The sequence below is a fragment of the Vibrio sp. UCD-FRSSP16_30 genome (genome assembly GCF_001676025.1).
Classification (GTDB): domain Bacteria; phylum Pseudomonadota; class Gammaproteobacteria; order Enterobacterales; family Vibrionaceae; genus Vibrio.
This window is the reverse complement of sequence record NZ_LZFW01000057.1, coordinates 61825-86489: the sequence shown is the minus strand read 5'-3', so window position 1 is coordinate 86489 and position 24665 is coordinate 61825. Positions and strand designations below refer to the sequence as shown.

The following is a 24665-nucleotide window of genomic DNA, read 5'->3' as shown; positions in this document are numbered from 1 at the left end:
GGTGCCGCAGTGCCTTATGAAGGTTAAAGTTATGGATAAACAACTGGACGATTTTAAAGTATCAAAGCAGGCTAAACATGCTTCGACAACCCCGAAACTATCGAATTTGATGACGAGCATTAACAATGCCATCAAATCCTCAAAATGGGGGCTGTCACCTGCGCAAAATAATACCTTTGCTATCGAACAGTTGGAGCCAAGGCTGCTGCTTTCTGCCGATCCTTTAGCCACGTTAGTGGCTGATGCTAATGATGTCACTCTGCAAGTGGTAGAAAATGCATCCAATGAGCAATATATCCAACTAATTGACAATCAAGATAATGGCGCAGTACTTGCGGAGCGTAAGCTCGATAGTATTGGCTCAGCCAGTGTTATTACCGTCACCGGCACTGACGGAGATGACACATTCACTGTGGATCAATCTTTTCTCGATCTTGGAGAGAGTAATTTTATTGTCCAGTTTGATGGTGGTGAAGGTTCAGATACTGTCGCTGTTGCTAGCACGGTAACCACCAGTAATTGGCAGATAAACGGTGATAACGAAGGTAACCTTGGTGACAACGGAACCGTCGAATTTTTAAATACTGAAACTATTGAAGCGACGCAAAGTGATGATTCTATTCATGTACTAGCTGCGGTCAATAATAGCTATAACTGGCAAATTGATGGTGAAGGAGAAGGCGTTCTTTCTACCCTGCAAGATGAAGTTGGTGGCATTCTAGATTCAGCCTCATCAACGTCAATAGCCTTTAAAGGCTTTGATGAGCTTGGTGGTAGTGGCAGTGATTACCTTGATTATAGTGGTTACAGCGAAGGCGTAACCATTGATCTTGAGAACGAATTAGTCACAGGTTTTGACAGTGTAACAGGCATGAGCACTCTTATTGGTTCTGATTATGCCGATAGTTTTGTGGGTGATACTAACAACAACATTTTTGTTGTCGGTTTTGGCGACAGTGTTGATGGCTATGGCGGTTATGACACGGTTTTATTTAAAGAATCGGCGGCGACAGGCATCGATCTAACGGTTCAGTTAGACAGTGACGATTCTGATATTGATTATGTCTATCAAGGTGGTACTTGGGATGGCGCAACCTTCACTGAAACCTTAGATCAAACCATCACTATTTTTGATGTTGCGTTACTGGCTGCCGAAGGTGGCAGTGGCGATAACTATTTTGATTTCTCACAATCTGAGTTGGATGTGCATCTTGTCGGCGGCGCAGGTTCAGATACATTATTGGGTGGTTCTGGCTCTGATGTTTTTGTTGGCGCTGCGGGCAGTGACACTATTGATGGTGGCGATGGCAGTGATGAAGTCATCACTGTTAGAGCGGCAGATGTGGTCATTGACGGCAATACCATCAAGGTCAGTGATGATGAAGTCGATACCTTAACGGATGTAGAAACCGTTTATATTAAAGCGTTATCAAATGATGACGACATTGCTGGCTACACTTTAGACGCTAGATTAGCCAACGATTTTGATATTACCCTTGAGGGTACAGAGCTTGCCGATACGTTATATGCCTCAGATCATGGCGATACGCTGATTGGTCTTGGGGGCGCTGACAGTTTTACCTCTGGCGCTGGCGTTGACACCATTCAGGAATCATTTGAAGGCCGAGCAAGTATTGCTGCGTTAGTAGGAAGCTATGAGTTGGATCTTTCTCATGGCGTAAATGAAATTATTGCGCTTTCATTACCTGCCATTACGAGCGGCTCTGGCTATACATTAAGCATAGATGTTGACTCACAAACACTGGTTACGGATGAAATTGCATGGGATTCGGGCGCTCGTGATGTATCACGTGCTATCGAAAAAGCGTTAGATCTTGCTTATGGTCAGCTGATTGTTACTCAAGAAACAGATGGTTGGAGCATTGAGTTTTCAGGGCTTTATTCAGGTCAGCCTATCATCGATTCTATTGCCGCTAGCAATGATGCCACTGCGACTTTATCGCAAGTAGGTACGCAAGTATTAGATACGCTAATTGGTTTTGATTCGAGTGATTTTATTGAGCTTGAAGGTAGCGTTGGCGCCGATGATGTTGATCTGTATGAGTTTTTGGGTAACAGCACAATTTCGACTCTTGCAGGCAGTGATACCATTCGTGGCTCGCAAGGCAGTAATGTCATTGATGCGGGAGCGGGGGATGATTTTGTTACTATCTCGGGTGAATCTAGCGATACCGTTATTGGCGGAGAAGGTGAAGATACATTAACCGCGGATATGAGTGGCAATACCGGTGCTGCCCACAGTTTTGATCTGAATAACGATGCTCTTATTACTGACCTGGCGACGATTAGTTTACTGGGCTTTGAAAGTGCAGAGCTGATAGGTGCAGATGGTGACGATACCTTTAATGCAACGGACTTTTCGGGCTTATCAGAAACCACCGATATCTATCAACTTGATGGCTGGGCTGATCTGAGCGAATTCTCGTTACTGTTTACTCTAGATGATGATAGTGCGGTTTTAGAAGTTGATACGCAAACGGCGCAGACACTCGAAGAATTGATCGCGATGATCAATTTAGCTGATGATAGAGAAAGTGGCGCGATGTTTGCCTCTTTTGATCAAAGTACCAGCCAACTTTCCATTTCTGGTATTTCTGCGTTTAATGTTTCAGGTGACGATAGTTCAATTCTAAGCGTGTTGGGTCTTGATGGTGCGTTAGTTTCCAGTGATATGGTTACGGGTGTCAGCTTAGGCTTAATGGCATCCGCGCAACTGACCACTCAGCGTGGTAATGCAGGTACAGACAGCTTTGTCGGCTCGCAAGGTATGGATCTTTTTGTCATTGATGATGACGATGCCACAGTACAAGGCCTAGGCGGTTACGATTCCGTCTCAAGTGCTACCACCGTCACCCATACTCAGGTGGATATAACCGATGGTGCATTGGTTTGGAAAGGCGATGCGCAAACCGATAAAAGTGTCACGATTGAAGATATTGAACATGCTGAAATTACAGCAGTAGCGGGCGCGACCTTAATTGATGCCTCAACGGCGACCATTGATGCCACATTAGATGCGTTTGATACTACCGCTGATCTTATCGGTGGTATTGGCATTAATGAATTTAGAATTTATGTGGACTCTCGCATTGATGCAGTTAACGTGACTGTGTCCGACCTTGCAGTAAGCAATGATGTCGTTTTCTATGGTGGCAGTGAAATTTTCTCAGTGAGTGATTTTGCTTTTGCCAATATTACCGGTGATAACTACTCATTAGTGAGTGAGTCAAGTGGTGATCTGACGATCAACAGCGATGTGTTTTTAGTCGGTCAATCAGTTAAGTTTGAAGTTGGTGGCACTATTACCGTCAGTGCTGATGTAGTGACGGATGACAACGCCGATTTTGCAGGCGATATTGGCTTCTATGCTCGCCATATCAACATCGATGATGGCGTGAATATCTCGGCGACAGGCTTATCTCTTGGTCAAAGTGGTGATATTAATATCATTGCATCTGACTCGCAAAATGCAATTAAAGGCATTGGTTTTTATAACTACGATGATGTGAGTGCCAGCGTCACTATTGGCGCGGCTAGCATTGAAGGTCGAGATGTCACGATTATTGCATTTGCCGAAACCAATCCCGATAGTCCTGTTAACTACGGGGGCGATTCTTTAGAGTCTGACGAGCTCAGCATTAAAGATTTTAAAGCCGAATTAGAAAACTTCTCCTTGTTCTTTGGCTATTCCCGCTCTCAAGTAGACACCACAATTACTATTGATGAGAATGCAGTCATTAAGGGTGATAACGTCACCATTGAATCTCATTCTATTGCTCGCGTAAAATCAGAACCAATCGCGATTTTATTTTCCGTTGCCATTGGCAGTATTCGCTCTGATGCGAATGTAGAGATGAATGGTACGGTCATTGCTGAGGGGGATGTTGTCATCACCTCCAGTGTCGAAAACTACTTGAAAGTGGCCGCTGAACCGTATTATGGCTTTAAAGGATTTGCTGCCAGTGTCGCCGTTGGCATACTAGAAAGTGATTCAACTACGTTAGTGTCAGATACAGCGCTGATTATCGGAGAAGGCGATCTTGAAGTTTCAGCCTATACCTCAGATTTTACTTATGTAGGCGCGTTAAGTGACGCGGGAGCAAAAGGTAAGCTTGCCGCCAGTGTTGCGATTCATATTGAGCATGGCGATACCAATGCAACGCTTGCTGGAGACATCATTATTGCAGGCGACGTGGATGTTAATGCCGAGCATAAGCAAGGAAGAGTCGACGGTGTTTGGGGGACCGAAGTTGAAGCGATAGTCGACCGTGTGCCAAGCATTTTAGATAACTTCAAAGATAAATATAAGCAAAAAGCGGCCAACGTTGCCGCCAATACCTTCTTACCTAATTTTATTACCAAGCGTATATCGCCGTCAGATCGATTAAAACCAACCAAATTTACCTTGGGTATCGCCTTTGGTTATGCCGATGATACTAATAATGCCAACGCATTGATTGGTCTTGAAGATAAAAGTAGTGATATTCAAGTTGGAGGCTCTCTTGAGCAAAATGCTCAGGTACAAAGCCGCCAGTTAACCAGCGTATCATCAACCTCAAGTTCTGTTTCACAAATGTCTCAGCTTTCGGGTTCTACCGGTACTAAGAGTGCATTTAACCAAGTGCCATTTGGCGGTGCTGTATCGGTCATGATTGCGGATATGGACAACAATGCCAATGCATTAGTGCAGGGTAATACTCAGTTAGGTGTGTTAGATAAATTTACCTTAGATGCTCATACTGAAAACTTAACCGGTCTTATCAGCCCAGATACCACCTTTAAATACGTTAAGCCTGACTTTATTCAACCAAGTGATATTGATACTGACTACGTGGTCAGTCCAAACGATTTAGTTGGTTTTCACTATAAAGATTATGACTGGCAACAAGAGTCTGAGTCTCAGCAACCGGATATTGGTTTTTTAGGTGCGGTTTATAAATTTATTGGTGATGAACAACAAACGTTGCGCCTTTCTACTTCCGACTTTAGCGATGTCACGCTATGGGAGCTTCTGGGCGACAAAGTGACCAGCTTGCCAAGCCAATTATTAGGTGGTGATTCTGATCTTTACCTGATTGATAACACCATAAAATCGGAGGCCGCGGGAGCGAAAGTCTCTATTGGCCTTAATTTTGGCTATCTGAATGTGTATCAAAACGCGAACGCTAAGGTCGGCGGTACGGTTCAGATAAACCAACGAACGGATCTAGAAAATACCTTCGATGAGGTAAGCGATAAAGCTTACCATGATATTGTTGATTCTTTCTTAGGCGGCTTATCATCGAGCAATCGTGATATGGCAGTCACTTCAAATACTATCAATCAGCAAGTGGATTATGTCGGTCTAATGACCGCGACCAACTCTAACATTCCAATTCTAAGTACTATAGCTGAAAAATCAGGCCAATCAGAATCGTTAAATGGCTCTGGTGTGAGCGTTTATATCAATACCGTAACCTTAGACAGTACTGCCATTATTGAAGATGGCGCTATGGTGTATGCTGACGATCTTACCGTTGACGCCGATAGCAATGTGTTTGCGATTAACCTTGGTTATTCAGCCGGTTACGGTAAAGGCACATTAGGTTTATCGGGTCTATTTATTAACAATATTGTCGAAACCGATACCCAGGCTCGCATTGAATCAGGCGTGGATTTAATGGTTGGTACGCGCATTTCTAACCTAGGTGATGTTGAGCGCTTGACGGTCACTGCCGATAACCGCGTGGATATTATTACTGTTGCCGGAGGCGGCGCATCGGGCGGCGCAATTGGGGTGGGTGCATCCTCTATTGTCAATATCGTGACTAAAGTGACTAAAGCTGAGATAGGCAGCGAAGATGCAGCAAGTCGCAGTGGTGATATTGATGTTAACGGCGACGTGAAAGTTGCGGCAAGCAGTGATGGCTTTATTATCGGCTCTGCGATTAGTGCGGCATGGGCAACGGGTAAAGTTGCCCCTTCAGGCGGAGATACACCAAAAACGAACAACAGTTCATACGGCATTTCAGTGTCGGGTGCCTTTATCTTTAATATTGTGGATCACACCACTTCTGCTTCTATCTACAACTTAAATAGCTTTAATGCAGAAGCGTTAACCCTAGAGGCCGTTGATAACTCAGGTGTCTTTGCCTTCCCTATTGCTTATTCCAGTTCAGATGCGCAAAAGTTTGCTTTAGCAGCGGCAGGTATTGGTTTACGTAATGATGTGGACGTTGATATCGATGCGGGCATTTCCGGCATCAATAATCTGACGTTAGGCAGTTTATCGATTAATGCGACTAACAATACCACAGTGGTCAGCGCTTCAGTATCTGCCGCGCTTTCTGGGGTGGCAGATACGCCAGAAAGTTCAAATACCACCAGCATTGCCATTACCGGTAATGTCTCGGTGAACAATGTGATTAATGATGTTGATGCCTTCTTAATTGATGTTGATTCGGCCACGGTCAGTGGTAAAGATAGCGATAATTTGGCCGTTGATATCGAAGCAAAAGACAGTTCAGAAATTTACGCAGTTGCCTTGGGCGTAGCTTACGCAGGCAATGGCAGCGTGGCCGTGACCTATTCAGAAAATAATATTGAAAGTGACATTGATGCATTGATCAGTAATGTGGATATGGACGTAACCAGCGGTAAAGTACGTCATCAAGCCAATAGTGAAGCGGATATTTTATCGGTTGCCATTGGCGCTGGTGTCAGTAAAGACACCTCACCAAACTTTGATACTAAGGTTGGTTTATCAGTAGCCGCAGCCGTGAGTTACAACACGGTGCGCATGAATACCCGCGCCAAAGTACTCGATAGCACCATTACTTTGCCAAGTGAGGATTTAGATACCTCAATAATGGAGGTAAAAGCGCATAACGAAACCGATATTATTGGTGTGGTGGTTGCGCCTTCTATTGGTTTACAAAGTGGCAGCGAAACAACGATTACCTTATCGGGCAGTGGCGCTTCTGTAGAGAATGAAGTTTATGGTGACACCATTGCTCAAGTTGATGGCAGTACCATTGACCAGCTGACTACCACTAACGATCCATCATCGGCCGATACGGGTTTATATGTTAGTGCTGATGCCGATGGTGATATCAGTGCTACGGTCATTTCGGCATCCATAGCCTGGGCTGGTGCGACGACAGGTACGGGGGTCTCAGGTGGTATCGGAGTAGCTTTAGCGCAAAACCGTATTGGAGATGACAGCGGTAGTGCGAATGCGATTAGTGCGACTATTACCGATTCGAGTGTCGATATTGCTGGCGCGGTAGAGACTTACGCTGAAAGCAAACAAGAAATCACTGCGGTTGTTGTTGCAGCCTCAGTGGCTTTAGCCAATTCAAACGATGGTGTGGCTGGCGCGTTAAGTGGCGTTGGCGCATCTACTGAAAATTCAGTGATGATTGATACCACTTCAGGTATTTCCGCGGTTGAAGCTGACCATGTTATCAAAGCGGGTTCCATCTCTGTTGAGGCGAAAGATACTAGTTCAATTACCAGTGCGGTGGTGGGTGCATCCATTGCCGGTACTTTCTCTGCATCATCGGGCGCGGTCAGTTTAAGCATTGGTGTGGCACTGGCTGAAAACGATATCGACAATGATACGGTTGCGTTAATTGATAATGTTGATATTGGCGCAAGTGATGACCGAGCAGGCAGTGTCAGTGTGATTGCGACGTCTAACGCGACCATTACCGCGACTTCAGTTGCGACCTCTTTTGCTTTAGGTTGGGGTTCGGGCACCATTTCTGCAACAGGCGCGGGTGCAAATGCCATCAATGCTATTGCGGGTTCAACGAAAGCTTCAATCGCAAACAGCCAAATATACAGCTCTGGCGATATTTCAATTAATGCCAGCAATACCTCTAAGGTCAATGCTGAAATCGCTGCCGTTTCTGTGGCAGGTGCTGTCGGTACTGATGGCGGATTGGGTGTCTCGATTGGCGCTGCAGAAACTGAAAATAATATTGGCTCGTCAGGCAATCGTTTGTCTGTGATTGCGAGCGTGATTGATTCCGATATCGATACGTCAGGTAATATCACCATTACCTCAACAGCTGATTTAGATATTGATGCCGGAGTAGGCGCAGGTTCAATGGCGATTGCCGCAGGAGGCAGTGGTGTTGGTGTCGCAGCATCTGGTACCGGTGTAAGCGCGCTTAATGAGATTTATGCCAATGTTGATGCTTATATTGATAATGGCTCAGCGGCCAATCAAACTATAAAAGGTGCGTCGTTAACCCTTAATGCCAGTAACGTGTCTGATATTGACGCAGACGCCGCTGCAGCATCGGTTGCAGCTGGCTTTGCTTCGGGTGGCGCGGTAGCCGTTACCATTGGTGTCGCATTAGCTCGCAATGAAATTGACAACAATACTCGTGCTTATGTTGCTGGCGCGGATGTTGATTTAGGTACTGGGGCATTAGATATTGATGCCTCAACCGATAACACCATTGATTCTCTATCAGTAGCCGCATCTCTAGGGGTTGCTTTTGGTTCAAGTGGCGGTTTATCGATTAGTGGTGCTGGTGCTAATTCCATTAACTCGATTCATGGTGAAACACTGACTTATCTTGATGGAGTCGATGTTGAAAATGCAGGCGCTGTGACGCTTGATGCAGAAAATACCTCTGATATTAGCGCAACGGTGGCATCGGTATCGGTTGCTGGTGGCGGCGGTTCAGGAGGCGGTATTGGTGTGTCGATTGGTGCATCCGTTTCTGAAAATGAAATCGGCACGTCAGGTGATAGGCTCTCTATTGCTTCGTACATTCAAGACTCAAGTGTTAACGCTTCCGGTGATTTATCACTGACAGCAAGTGGTGATATGACCATTTTTGCCGGTGTTGGCGCGGGAGGTATGGCAGTGGCAGGGGGCTCCGGTGGCGGTCTTGCGGGCGCAGGCTCTGGCGTTTCGGCAACCAATGATGTTTATGCTGCAGTTGCAAGCTATATCGATAATTCAAACGCGGCTAGCGCAACCATTAGTGCTAACAGTATTTCAATCAGTGCAACCAGTGAATCAACCATTACTGCGGAGCTAGGCTCGGCTTCTTTAGGTATTGCAGCAGGTGCTGGCGGTGCTGGAACACTTACCATTGGTATTTCTATTGCTGACAATACCATTGATGTGAATACATCCTCTTATCTATTAAATGCAGGCTCAGTAGACAGCAGTGGCGCGATCAGCGTTTCTTCTTCAACAACCAATGATATTGATGCAACCTCGGTTGCGGCAACCGCTTCTTTTGCTGCAGGCGCAGGCGGCGCAGTTTCCATTAGTGGTGCGGGCGCAGAAGCGGTCAATAGCATCAATGGTGAAACACTGGCCTATATTGAAGGCTCGCAAATTGATAGCGCAAGCCAAGTTAGCCTCACAGCTTCCGATACCTCTGATATTGATGCCACGGTAGTGGCGGTTGCGGTTTCCGCTGCGGCAGGTGCGAGTGGTGGTGTTGGCGTAGCGATTGGTGCGGCGCTTGCCAGTAATAACATAGGTAATAGCGGTTCCCGTCAAGCGGTGCGCTCTTATGTGAAGAACAGTGGTATTACGACCACAGGTGCGCTTAACCTTGATGCTGACGGAAACATGACGGTATTCTCAGGTGTTGGCGCAGGTAGTATGGCCATTTCTGGTGGCGCCGGTGGTGGTGTATCGGGCGCAGGTGCAGGTGTTAGTACTGTCAATGATATCTATACCGACGTAGAAACCTATATCGATAATAGCTCAGCTTCTAGCAAGATCATTAGCAGTAGTTCTGTTGATTTAGATGCTGATAATACCAGTAAGATTACAGCCGATGCAGGCGCTGCTTCATTAGCCGCCGCATTTGGCGCAGGTGGTGGCGTTTCTTTAAGTGTTGGTGTGGCGCTGGCTGAAAATACAGTGGATGCCAACACATCAAGCTATATCACTGACGTTGGCGAGCTAAGTAGCGGTGATATTAGCGTGACCGCAACGACTGATAACACCATTGATGCAACGGCCGTTGCAGCTTCTATTGCAGCGGCTGGCGGCGTTGGTGGCGGGGTCGCGATTAGCGGCGCTGGCGCTGAAACAGTCAATTATATTTATGGTGAAACGCAGGCTTACATTGCAAATAGTGCCCTCGGTGAATCGGCGGATAGCACTGTAGGCAATGTCGATGTCAAAGCGGACAATACTTCGAAAATCAACTCAACAGTGGCCGCTGTTTCGGTGGCGGGTGCTGGCGGCGCAGGGGGCGGTCTTGGGGTGTCTCTTGGCGGTTCGGTTGCGGTGAATGAAATTGGCGCAGACAGCGATCGCATTGTAGTAACAAGCTACGTTGATAACAGTGAACTGTACGCCTCTGGCGCGCTTGAAATTGATTCGACGTTAGATATGACCATCAACTCAGGCGTAGGCTCAGGCAGTGCGGCTGTTGTTGGCGGCGCAGGTGGCGCAGCAATTTCTGGCGCAGCTGTGCGCGTAGAAAACGAAGTCTATGCTGACCTTGATAGTTATATTAAAGACAGCACTCAAGTAACCGCAACCGATATATCAGTCACTTCATCAAGCACTTCCGATATAGATGCTACGGCCGCAGCTGCTACCATTGCTGGCGCATTTGCACCGGCAGGTATTGCTATTTCAATCGGCGCATCTCGTGTGGTCAATATTGTTGATGTTGACCTTAATAGTGACATTGATAATTCAAATCTGCAGGGCAGTGGTGATTTCACATTAACGGCTAAAACAACCGATGATGTATTTACTACCGGTATCGCCGCTTCCGTTTCATTAGGACTGGGCTTTTCTGGCGCTGGGGTATTTGTTGAAAGTGACGTGACGGGTGATATTGGCGTTAGTATGACCGATTCTGATATTGAAGCGGCAGGTGACGGCACCGTTAAAGCCATTGCCAGTGCTGAGCAAACCTCAGAAGCGTATGGCATATCGGCTGGGTTCATTTCCGCCGGTGTAGTGTTTGCCGACAGTAATACCGATATCGATACTCTAGTGACTCAGTCTAATACCGACTATCAAGGGGGCGATCTGAGTATCGTTGCCAAAGCCACAGAAAATAATTATGTGCTGGCGGTTGCCGGGAGTGGCGGCGTGTTAGCTGGCGCAGGTGTTGGCGCTGATACTGCGTCCACCAGCAATACCAAAGTCACCGTCGATGATGAATCTTCGATTATTTTAGGTGAAGAGTCTGGCGATGGCATCTTAGATATTAAAGCGGAACATATTGCTCAATTTGATGCCAAAGTGGTCGTGGCATCCGGTGGTTTGTTATCGGGATCGGGCGCTGAAATTGATCATGATGTGACAGCCGATGTCACCGTGACCTTAGGTGATGGAGCAAGTAACAGTGATAATTTGCTTATCACAGCATCGGATATCAATGTTGATGCAATCAACCGCGCCGAGAAAAACCAAGACGGAAGAATTGATGTGGTTGCGGTTGGCCTTGCCAGTGCGGCAGGCGCAGATAGCCGAACGGTTCTGGATATGGCAACCACCATTGATGTTGGTGATGATGCAAGTCTAACGGCTTGGGGCAGTGGTGACAGCGATGGTATTGCCCTTAATGCGCTAAACGATTTAGACATTACCGATAAGGTGGTTCTTAATGCCACTGGCGCATTAGCCGGCACGGGTGCAACCGTTAAAATCAGTGATGATGAGCTCCTTGCCAAGGTCCGAATTGGCCAAAATGCTATTTTAGAATCAGAAGGCGATGTACAAATCTCAGCGCGCGGCCAAGGTACGGCAGTGGGCAATGTTGAAGCGGATTCGAGCGGTGCAATTTCGGTCTCTGTGACGAATTCAACAGTCAATATTACCCCAGTCAATACCGTACTCATTGATATGGGCGCAGATATTACCGCTTATGGCGATATGAATATTTCTGCAGGTACAGATACGGACTTTAATCGTGATGACTATAAAGTTCATGCGCTAATAGACAGTTTCTCGGATAGCGTCATTCCAGTAGATGATGCCGGCGCGTATGCCACGCTATCACAAACCAACAGTATTACCGTTGCCTCTGGCGCGCATGTCAAAACTGCCCGTCAAATGAATTTACATGCTGAGCGTTTTGGTTATGCCGATATGGATGCACAAACCAAAACGGTTAACTGGGCGTCAGCGCTTGGTGGCACTGCCGACCTTGGCGGTGAAGTGACCATTGGCACCACAGGTACCGTCAATAATGCCGGTACGCTTGAAACCGGTATTGGCCGAAACCAATCCATCGAATTTATTAGCTTAAATGATGATGGAACGGTGGATGAAGTGATACAAACTGATGGTATTAGCTTCTCAACCTCTATCGAAGCATTAAGCTCTAGCTTATTTGAAGACCTTGAATACGCAGAAGAACAGCTGTCTATTTTCAATGATGGTGAAGATTCTGATACCGATATCGAAGCCTTCTATAAATCTGAAATCACTCGATTGCAAGCCGAACTACTTGATAAAGGCTTAATGGATGTCAGTGCCAGCGGTGATTACTTTGCCGTTTCACTTTCAACATCGGTGATTACAATTGATGATATTCACGCCGAAGCGGGTCGCATTGATATTCGTTCTGGCGAGTTTGAAGATACCGGCAGCGTGCTATCACCTGGTGATGCATCGGTATCGATTCTTAATCACACATTAGCCTCGTTGGTCGTTAACGATATCACTATCCCGCAAGAAAATGGTGGCGTGTATCTTAATGGTGAGCGTCAAGATACGGGCGTGGATGATGAGCCTCTTATCAGCATTATTAATGATGTAGATTTAGACTTAGCGCAAGCAGAGCTTGCCATTAGCCTACCAGATAATAATGCAATATTAACTTGGCCTTCAATTACCTTAAATGGTGAAGTGACCAATAGAAGCGGTAGCTTAGAGCTGAAAAGTTTAAGCGGTGAAGATTCCACTACCTTAGGTAAAGGCGACATCAATATTTATGCTGATATTGATGTAAAAGAACAAGTCATCATGACAGGCGGCTCAACCGTTATTAGCCTGCCACCAGGTTCGGTCTATTCAGTTGATGGTTCTGAATACGCAAAATGGAATGAAGAAATTGGTGATGATGGTCTTAGTGAGGCGTCAGATTCTGAGATTGATGATCTGGTTGGACGTGAAATTACCGGCCCGAGTATCTATGCAGACAATATCTCGATTACAGCTGAATACATTAACATCAATGGTAAAATTCAAAGTGGTAAAGAAAGCTTCACTTTAGAGATTGATGAATCCCTAGAAGATACTATTGATGGACTGCGCGCGGATGGCGCAACCGGCCTCATTCGCCTAGATGTCGATAGCGAAGATTTCTCAGTATTTTACGATGCCACAAACGATCAAATCGTGGTTGGAGATATGCGAGTCAGCGGTGGTTACATCGAGCTTGAAGGGCATATTTTAAATACCAATACCAATTCAGAAATTGAATTACTTGGTGGCTACGCCGATATTGACGTGGTGAACAGCACCGACTTAGATGTGAAAATTCTAGGACTGGATGCATCACAGCGCGGTCAAGGTACGCTTATCATTAGAGATAAGGCGAAAGGTACTTCTGACAACCCTCTTGAAACCACTTATATCAAAGATGAAAACGGCGTAACGGTAACCACCAATGGTGTGGAAACGTCTGGCTCTGATGATATGACCTATGACCCTAAAACGGGCTGGCGTTATTCTTGGACTATGGGCCAAGAGAAATTTGAGCGTCGCTATACCACAGAGGCAACCTCGTCTTGGCTAGGTATAGATGCGTTTGCTAAAGATCCTGATGATGTGGTCTTTGATGGCGCCCCTGAGCCTTTAGGTCCTGCGACACTGCGTGGTGAAGGTGCTTATTTTGAATATGTACCAAGTGATTCTGATGATGACTATACCTTTGATACCAACCATATTGAGCTGTCGTCAGAAACCTCTCTAGTACGTAAGTGGACGAAGAGTACTTGGTGGGGCAAGAAAACCTATTACGCTAAATTTGTTAACGAGAGTAAGGTTCGTGATGAATCTACGCACTCGATTAAAGCGGATTACGGCGTGGCGATTACCTTCACTGGTAAAGAAGCCGGATCAATTGATATTGTTTCCAATCAAGGTGGGGATGTCATTGTTCAAGGCGCTATTAGTAATACGCAAGGCACCACAACCATAACCACTAATGCCGATATTTATACCCAATCGACAGGTTCTGTTGGTGGTAACAATATCGAATTAATCGCCTCAAATATTGGTGGCGTTGCTCAAACCAATGTTGATGGCAGTATTGATGCTTCAATTACCGCTCTAAACACCAACCTAAATAATGATGGCAATGGCGGTATTACGGCGCGCACTTATGGCGGTCGTATCAACATTGTGGAAACGGATGGCCCATTGGTGGTCAACAACATCACCTCGGCCAGCAGTTATGGTTTGGCAACCGATACCGGTGGGGAAGTTTACCTTTCGGCTGTTGGCGGCGTAGAAGGTCAATCGGGTGAGACTGGCCTTGTGCGTGGTGGCACCATATTGATCAATTCTGAAGCGCATGTAGGCACCTCGTCTCAAGCCTTGGTAATTGATAGCGGCGAGTTAAATACCGATAGCGTGAGTGTGATTGCCATCAATGATATCTACTTAACGGAACTGGATGGCAATTTCTTAGCCAAAGAGATCAGCAGTAGTTCAGGCGATGTGTCTATTACCGTCTCTCAAGGGTCTCTGGTGGATGCGAACAATACCACCGCTCGTGATGAGCGTACTTATGAAGAATTAAGTACCGGCCTTTGGCAGAACCTAGGCCTAATTGAAGGCAGCGATACCGCGCAAGATAAAATTGACAATGTCATTGATGCGTATGTGACCGCTCGTGAAATGGAATACAGCACCTATTGGAATATCCGTAATGGTCAATTTGATGGCGTTTATACCGCCGATGAAGAAGTGGCGTTAAGTGCTGATGAAGAAGAATACTATCGTGAAGTGTATGAAACGATTGGCTTGGAAGATGGCTTAACGGATGTTGAGCTTGAGACCTTTGTTGATGATGCAATTCAAACACTGGTGAACAAACGCACCGCTGAGTATCACGCTCTGCATGCCAGCTATGGCGCAGATGATTATGACTCAGAGTATGAATATCAACTCAGTGACGAGCAGCGCGCTGAGCTAACAGGCAGTGTGCATGTTTGGACCGAAGATGAGCTAACAAACCTAATTAGTGGCAGTTTGCTTAAACCGATTACCAATACCCAAGCTTCTATTGAAGATGCCAATATTTCGGCTGGCGGGAACATTACTATCGTCACCAAAGATGATATTGGTAGCGCAGTGGGTTCGGTGGAAATCGACCTTGATGGTGACTATAGCGATGATGAGCGTGTGCAATTGGCCGCCGCTGAGCGAAATGATGTTTACTTCTTGCTAAGTGAACGTGCACAAAGCGTTGAAGTAGATGTGGTTGAATCTGATAGCGGTGATGCTTTAGTCCGTGAATCAGGCAGTTGGATTGCTGATGGTTTTGTCGCAGGCATGCAAATTCGCATTGCGGGTGACAGTGGTAACGCCAATGATGAAGGCAGCTTCTACGAAATTGCTGCGGTTACCGCCGATACTATGACGCTAACCTCTACGGCATTAAGTGTTGAAGTTGCGGTCATTATGGATGTCGCCGCCATTAGTAGTACTCCGGATCTCAGCACCTTGATTAATACTCAAGATCAAACATGGGAAAGTTTAGGTTTAGTCCAAGATAGCTTTGTCTCTATTGGTTCAGAGGTTTATCAAGTAAACCGCATTGCGGCAATGGTCATCGATTTAGAAGAGGTTGATCCAAGCATTGCTTCTTCGATTATTGCGTTAAATGCAGCCGATTATCGCATGGCAAGTGTGACTAAAATTGTCATCGATCAGCGTGAAGATATCGATGTTTTGGTTACCGGCACGATAAGTGCGACAGCAAGTGGCAATGTGTATCTGGGCTCTGAGCAATCCATGATGATTGACTCAATATCGGGTGACAACGTACGCATTAAGTCAAAACAATCGTTAACCGATGAAACCGGCACTGTCGCTTCAGTTTCTGCCACTAGCACGCTGATTCTTGAAGCAGGCTCTGGCGCTATTGGTAGTGCAAGTAATCGATTTAATATTGACCTTGCAGATGATGCAACCCTGACTGCTCGTGCGCAGCAAGATATTTATATTACTGAAATTAACTCTGACTTAAATATTGCGACCATTTACTCAAGTGGTGGCACGGTCGATCTGCAAGCACTGAACGGGTCTATTTTAGATAGCTTTGATCATGAATATGAGAATATTCGAGCTCAAGATATTGTGCTTACAGCAGATGCAGGAAGCATTGGTGTACTGGGTAATTTACTGGATATCAACTTAACCGGTGGCGTATTAAATGCATCGGCATTAAATGATATTCGCCTTAATGAAACTGACGGCAACCTTGATGTTGACCATGTTGAGTCAACTCAAGGTGATATAGAACTGATTGCGCACCTGGCTATTTTAGATGGCGTTGTGGACGAGGCCTCTGAAATTGCGGATGTGGTCGGGGCAAGTATTTCCCTAACGGCGCGCTTTGATACGGTCGGTCAAGTCGGTAATGATCTTGAAGTGGATTCAGGTTCAACTGAAGGTGAAAACCTGACTGTTTCAAGTGCAAATAATACCCATCTAACAGAAACTCGTGGCGATCTTTACTTAAATAGCATTGAAACTGGCATTGCCGCGATAGCCTTTATCGCCGCACCTGCCGGTCGTATTCTCAATGATAATGCCAGTGGCGATAACGTTGTTGCAGGTAAGACTTATCTATTTGCTTCTCTGGATATTGGTAGTGCGGATAAAGCGCTATCGACTCAGGTGGGTAACATTCAAGGTCAATCGACCACAGGCAGTACTTATATAGAAAATACCGGCGCACTGAGTGTGGGTGGTGTGGTTGATGGCATCAGCAATGGTTTTGCCGCAGGTGGCGAAATCAACATGATTACCCGCAGCCCATTAACGGTTGACCAAAGTATGCTGGCAGGTGGGGACATTAATCTGACCTCAACCGATAACTCTGACAATGATGATATTACCATTGCATCGGGCGTGACTCTTGAAACATCAGCCAACATCAATATTAACTCCGGTGATGGCTTTACCTTGCAATCAGGTGCGGTACTGGATGCGGACTTAAACATTAATATTCAAGTTGATGTTGGTGATACAGGTAATCAAGATCTAGCAGGTGCAACCATTGATCTGCAAGGATCAATGACCGCAACTGGCGACATCAATATTAACGGCGCAGATGATCAAGACAGTTTGATTATTCAAGGCATGTTACAGGCTGAAAATATTGTGGTTAACATGGGCGCAGACAATGATTCTGTGCTGGTGGATACGCAAACACTTGTCGGTGATACCTTTATTAATCTGGGCAGTGGCGATGATGCGATTACCATTAACCAGTTGAATACTCGTGAAGATCAGTTAGTGCTGGATGGTGAAGGTGGTACCGATAGCTATATCATCAACCGCAGTGGCACAGATAAAGATTACGTTATTGATGTGCAAGACTCTGGAGCGGCTAATGACGGGGCGGATGTATTAACGCTCAATGGACTTGCCAGTGATGATACCTTCTTAATTCGCGCCAATTTTGTGGCGGCGATTAATGATGATGGCAATGGCGGTTATAGCGACGCGGTTGAACGCATTAACTATGACGGCAATATCAATGCCCGCCTTATCATTAACGGTTTAGATGGCGAAGACAGTTTCTATAGTGATGATACCGGCACAATTGTGACTCTTGATGGCGGCGCGGGTAATGATACTTTCCAAGTAGGTCAGCTATTTGGTAGTGATCGTCAAGCCTCTCTTGGCATGGTGGCCGCAGGTGATGAAATTGAAACCACAGAAACGACCCTTGGCTTTTTAAGCAATGGTAATAGCCTACCTATGGTTATTTATGGTGGCGATGGTGAAGACAGTATTAAAGTCTACTCAAATCAGGCGGTGACTAAGCTTTATGGTGAAGCCGGTGATGATAGCTTTGTTGTGCGTGCCTTCTTGCTGGCCGATAGTGGCTTAACCAATAGCAGTGTCGATGTTGAACTGTTTGGTGGTGATGGCGCAGATACCATTGAGTACAGCATCAATGCGGCGCTGAAAATTGATGGCGGCGCAGGCAGTGATAAAGTGGTCGTGTTGGGTACAGAAGGTGATGATAGCTTCATGATCACCGAAGATGGCATCTTTGGTGCTGGCCTTAACATTAGCTATCAAGGAGTTGAGTTTGCCGAGCTTGATGGCCTAGAAGGGGATGATACCTTCTATGTGTTGAGTACCAATGCCGATGTTGAAACCACCATTATTGGCGGCCTTGGCGCAGACGTATTTAACGTGGCCAGTGATGTCACTCAATCCATCGTCTCTTATTCTGTCGAAGGACGTAGCAGTTTTATCAACCACAGTGTGTTTAGTGATGATGACGCTTATAACGGCATTTTTGTTGATGGTGTCTCTCTTAATGTTGCAAGCGAAGAGAACGGCGCGATTGCGATCAGTAACCAATCCTTGTTGGTTGATGAAGATGGTATGACAGATAGCTATGAGTTATCTCTAAGTGTTGACGAGCCGAATGTGGCAACCCTTGCTTATGTAACGGTATCCGCGGCGCGCGCTTCTACGAGCGACAAAGACAATAGCAATGGACAGGCATCGAGTGTGCTGGTTTCTATTGATAATATTAACTTTTATGAATCGTTAGTCGTGACGTACCAATCAGGTGTTAACTGGCAAGATAGCACGCAAATTTTTGTGAAAGCCATCGATGACAGCGCGATGGAAGGTGAGAGCGAATACGTCATCAGCCATAGCGTCAGCAGTGACAATCCTGATTTTGATAACCTAGATATCGCTAATGTTGAAGTTCGTGTATTTGACAATGACCAAGCCGATATTATTTTGATGGCTCAAGGTGACGAGCAAATCACCGAGGGCGGCACGGCGGCGCAGTTTGATGTGCGACTATCCACTCAGCCTGAGATTGGCGAAGTGGTCACGGTCTCTTTAGCTGAGCTTATTGGTAGCGGTTTAAGTGGTCAATTATCCCTTAGCGATAGTGAATTAACTTTTGATCACAGTAATTGGGATCAGGTGCAGAGCTTTAGCGTGACTGCAGTGGATGATGCTGATGTAGAAAATCTGTACCAAGGCAGTGTTCAATTAAGCGCAACCAGCAATGTTGCGGATTCTGATTACAACCAATTAGATGATGTTGAGCAGATTCTATTTGTCACTGATAACGACAGTGGCGCCGTGATTGTGACCCAAACAGACGGTTCAACGCTGGTTAGCCAAAATCAGGATGATGACTACAGCCTAGTGCTAAGTAAAGCGCCAACGGATGCGGTGACCATTAATTTACTTAATGATGGTCAGACCTTATTTAGCAGTGAAGATCCTCGCTTTAATGCTGATGACAATACCGTCACCTTTGATGCGGATAATTGGAATCAGCCAATTACCATTACTCTTTCTGTGAATGATGAATATCAAGAACAAGATGCACAGCCTGTGCAGAATCCACCATTGCAACCGCATACCTTAACCGGTATTCAAGGCAAGTTGATTATTGAGGGTGGTGTACCTGAAGGTAAGGCTCGCGCACTCAGTGTCGCCATCATGTTACCAACAGAAATTGATACTGAATTGCCAATCAACAATATTGAGGTAAGTGAAGTTCTGCAAACGGATGTACTTAACATCTTTAATGACGGCAGTTTAGAAAATGACAGTGGTGTATTGAGCGACACAAGCCTAACGGGCTTAGGCATGGGTGTTGGCATTGAATACGCTGATGTTGAAGTGGTGGAACTGTTCTTAGGCCAAGGTGATGACAACCTTGTGGTAGAAGATACTGCTGCTGAAGTGATTACGGTGGTCCACGGTGGTGGCGGTAGCGACACGCTAAGTGTGACTGGCAGTGATGAAGATGGCGTGCTCATTTTGTTTGGTGATACCGGACAAAATGGCTTTGCCTACAACGCAACATCAGATGAAAAAACCGATAGCGCTCGTGAATTTACCAATCCAGGTAATGATGTTATCGATGCATCAGGCGCGGGTGGCACAGTCACTTTATTTGGCGGTGCTGGTAATGACACCATCATTGGCAGTGAATATGGCGACCATATTGCCGGTGGTTCAGGTAATGATCAGATCTTTGGCCTAGGGGGTGCCGATCATATCTATGGTGATGCAGGCTTTAATATTGATGTCTCAACCCGATTAGATTTAAGCACGCAGATTCTGAGTGTTGTGAATATTGCCGATCTTGAAAACGATAACCTTGATACCTCTGATGTATTGACGGTGGGCAATGACAGCATCGATGCCGGCATTGGCGATGATATTGTGATTGCAGATAAAGGCGTCATTAACCAAGTGGCCGATACCAATCGTATTCTGTCTACTTCATTTGCTGATGTTACAGAGGTGACTAACAGCGGATTTGTTAATGGTGGCAGCGATACCCTAGTAGGTAATGGCGGCAATGATATCCTGCTAGGGGGTAATGGCAGTGATTACCTGTATGGCGGCAATGGCCCTGAAGGCAGCGCGATTACTGGCGATGACCAAGATATTATTTTAGGTGATATGGGCAGTGTGCAAGTTGATACTGGCATAGTGACTTTCATTAATACCTCTGATACCGAGCAAGGCAGTAATGATGTCATTTACGGTGATGCTGATGACGATATTATCCTCGCCGGCGCGGGCAATGACTATGTAGAGTCAGGCTCGGGTAATGATTGGGTGTTGGGTGACTTTGGTGAAGTTGACCTACGTAACAGCGCCATCATTTTGAAAACAGAGCAAGGCGATGAAAACGCGTCTGGCAACGATGAAATCCACCTTGGTACTGGCAACGATAGTGTGTTGGGCGGCCTTGGCAATGACACCATTACCTCTTTATTAGGTAATACCCATCTTATTGCTGATAACGGCACTCTAACTTACGACGTGAACAGTGATGATAGCTGGACTTTAGTTAACGCAACCTCACTAGATTCAACCCTAGGCGGTAATGACACAGTTAGCTTAGGTGATGGTGACAATCTAGTGATTGGTGGTAAGGGACAAGATACGATTACCACAGGTAACGGCCGCGATACTGTGATCGGCGATAACGGTCAGGTTGATTTAATTGATGGCGTAATTCGCACCATTCAAAGCAGTGATACTGATAACACGACAGCCGGCGGCGACACCATTAAAGTCGGTGCAGGTGATGACCGAGTGATAGCTGGTCTTGATAGTTATATCGAAGAGTATTTTGAAACGGTTGATGGTATTGGCATGAGTATTAGCTTTGTCAGCGATACGGTGCAGTCCGACTCAGGTAACACACAAGTGCTTGCCGACAACGGTATCCTAACCTACAACGAACACGGCATTTTAATCCATGCCATATCGACCGAAACCAATATTGGTGGTGATGATGAAGTGACCCTAGGTGAGGGTGATAATCTGATTATCGGTGGTTTTGGTTCCGATACTCTGCTGACCGCTGGTGGTAACGATCTTATCTTTGGTGACAATGCGCAAGTGAGCTTTGATGATGCCGGTGTACTGATTCAGGCAGAGTCCATTGCACTAGCGCAGGGTGGTGGTGACCGCATTGATGCGGGTGACGGCGATAACCGTGTGATAGCCGGTTTTGGTGATGATGATGTGATGACTGGCAGTGGCGCAGATGTGGTCATCGGCGACAACGGTCAGCTTGATGTAATTGATGGCGTGATTCGCGTGCTGCAAAGCACCGATACGGATAATGCCACCGCAGGCTCAGACACCATTCAAGTGGGCACAGGTTTTGACCGCGTGATTGCCGGCCTTGGCAGTGACAGTGTGCAGTCAGATTCTGGCGACACCCATGTATTGGCTGATAACGGCATTCTCACTTACAACGCACAGGGCATTTTGACCCAAGCTCTAAGCACGCAAACAGAGTTGGGTGGTGATGATGAAGTGAGCCTTGTTGGTGAAGGGAACAACCTAGCGGTGGGCGGCTTTGGCTCTGATCTTATCCAGACGGTCAGCGGCAACGATCTGCTCTTTGGTGATAATGCGCAAGTGAGCTTTGATGATGCCGGTGTGCTGATTCAAGCAGCGTCCATTGCACTAGCGCAAGGTGGTCATGACCGCATTGATGCGGGTGACGGTGATAACCGTGTGATAGCCGGCTTTGGTGATGATGATGTTATGACGGGCAGTGGCGCAGATGTGGTCATCGGCGACAACGGTCAGCTTGATTTAATTGATGGCGTGATTCGCGTGCTGCAAAGCACCGATACGGACAATGCCACCGCAGGCTCAGACACCATTCAAGTGGGCACAGGTTTTGACCGCGTGATTGCCGGCCTTGGCAGTGACAGTGTGCAGTCGGATTCTGGCGACACCCATGTACTGGCTGATAACGGCATTCTCACTTACAACGCACAGGGCATTTTGACCCAAGCTCTAAGCACACAGCCTAACCTAGGTGGTGATGATGAAGTGATTGCCGGCCTTGGCGATAATCTTGTCATCGGCGGTTTTGGCGCAGACACGATATTGACGTCTAACGGCGCTGATACGTTAGTCGGTGATAATGGCCAATTAAACTTTGATAATGCGGGCGTATTACTACAAGCGAGATCAACTCAGTTAAGCCTTGGTGGCGATGATGTTATCAATGCAGGTAATGGTAACAATCTTGTGATTGCTGGCATTGGTGATGATGAAGTGACCACCGGCAGTGGCGCAGATGTGGTCATTGGTGATAACGGTCAGCTTGATGTCGTCAATGGTGTCATTCGCGTGATGCAAAGCCTTGATAGGGATGCAAGTACGACAGGTTCAGACACCATTAATCTTGGCTCTGGCAATGATAGAGTGATTGCCGGTCTTGGCAATGACAGTGTGATGTCCGATTCAGGCAACACTCAGGTGCTTGCTGATAATGGCGTATTTATCTTTAACTCTACAGGTATTTTAACGCTTGCTCGCAGTACTGAACAAGAGCTAGGTGGTGATGACACTGTTTCTCTTGGTGAAGGGGATAATCTGGTTATTGCAGGTCATGGCTCTGATGTGATTAATACTGCGAATGGCGTAGATGGCATCATAGGAGATAACGGACAATTTATCTTCGATAATCAAGGCATATTAATTCAAGCGAAAACGACGGCCATTGAACACGGCGGCTCAGATATTATCAATGCGGGTAACGGCATCAACTTAGTCTTTGGTGGTTACGATAGCGACCAAATTACCACAGGTGATGACAATGACATTGTAGTTGGTGACAACGGTGAAGTGGATTATGTGGATGGCGTTCGTCGCCTAATTGCAAGTACCGATACGACCAATGAAACCGGTGGTGATGATCTTATTCGTTTAGGTGGCGGTCAAGATCATGCCATTGCAGGTGTTGGTAATGATGAAGTTTATAATGCCTCTGGCGAAACCATTATCATTGGTGATGATGGCTTTATCAGCAATGACAGTGAAGGCCGATACATAACCGTAGCAACCGGCAATACTGATATTGGTGGTGATGATTTACTGGTGGGCGGCGTTGATCGCGATATTATCTTTGGCGGCTATGGCGCAGATGAGATTAATGGCGGCGCAGGCGATGACTTGCTTGGTGGTGATGGCTCTCGAGTCAGTCGAACCGATGACGACACCATAGTGTTTGAAGCTATTGATTTGTTTGTCGGTGGTCAAGATACCTTAATTGGTGGTGAGGGCCTAGATTACCTGCAAGGGCACTATGGTAGTGACTTCTTCTATGCCAACTTTAGTGATGATGTGTTAGTGGGCGAGTATGGTCGATTTACCTTTGCTGAAGTTGATGGTGAGACTCAAGCAGAATCGATAGTGTCTCTTGCGAAAGGTGAACTTGATTTAATTAGACGCCTGCAAACGGGTCTATTTAGCGGTTATGCCAATGAGCTTTATCAAGATTCAGCTTATAGAGAAGTGGCTAATGACCGTGCAACGGATGATGCGCAATCTGAGACTGAATTTACTCAAGAAGCTCAACTGGCGTTTAATCAACTAGGTGCGTCGTCATTTGGCGCGAGCCAATTAGGTATGGGACAGTTGGGGGTGCATCAGTTACAAGCAATGTTGCTACCAACAGGCTCAAGCGGTTCAGCGACTAATCCTACACCAAATGCACCGCAAAAAGCGCAACCTAACGATGCGAAAACAGCACCAGTTAAACAGCAAGCTGCAGTAAAAGAAACGGCGCAGGTTAATGATCGCGGTTTAGATAAGGTGATTGATATCCATCAAGCAATGAAGCAAGCGTCGCAGCAGTGGCAAGCGCTAGATATAGATGTTGCTAAAGAGTCACTCAGTAATGATCTATCAACTAATGAAGCGTTGCTTGCCAGTGATGACAATATCGACCTAGAGGTTACAGTAGCAAGTCTAGTGGGGGCGTCAGGTTGGATTGTTGCGAAAAATACACCGAAACATCCTGCATCTAATTACTCAAAAAATGCAGTACTTAAAAAGTCTGCACTTAAGAAGTAAAAAGGTTTACCAAAAAGGACGGTATAAAGGGTAACCACAAGCAAAAATACTGTGCGCAGTCATTGGCACAGTA

At 46.2% G+C, this 24665-nt stretch carries 1 protein-coding gene; it reads left to right on the top strand.

All coding sequences use genetic code 11. From position 1 onward, the window contains the following. Window positions 1–31: 31 nt before the first annotated feature. On the top strand, window positions 32–24592 hold the full coding sequence (locus A9260_RS13745; protein ID WP_068699867.1) for an LEPR-XLL domain-containing protein: 24561 nt from the start codon (window positions 32–34) through the stop codon (window positions 24590–24592). Window positions 24593–24665: the final 73 nt, after the last annotated feature.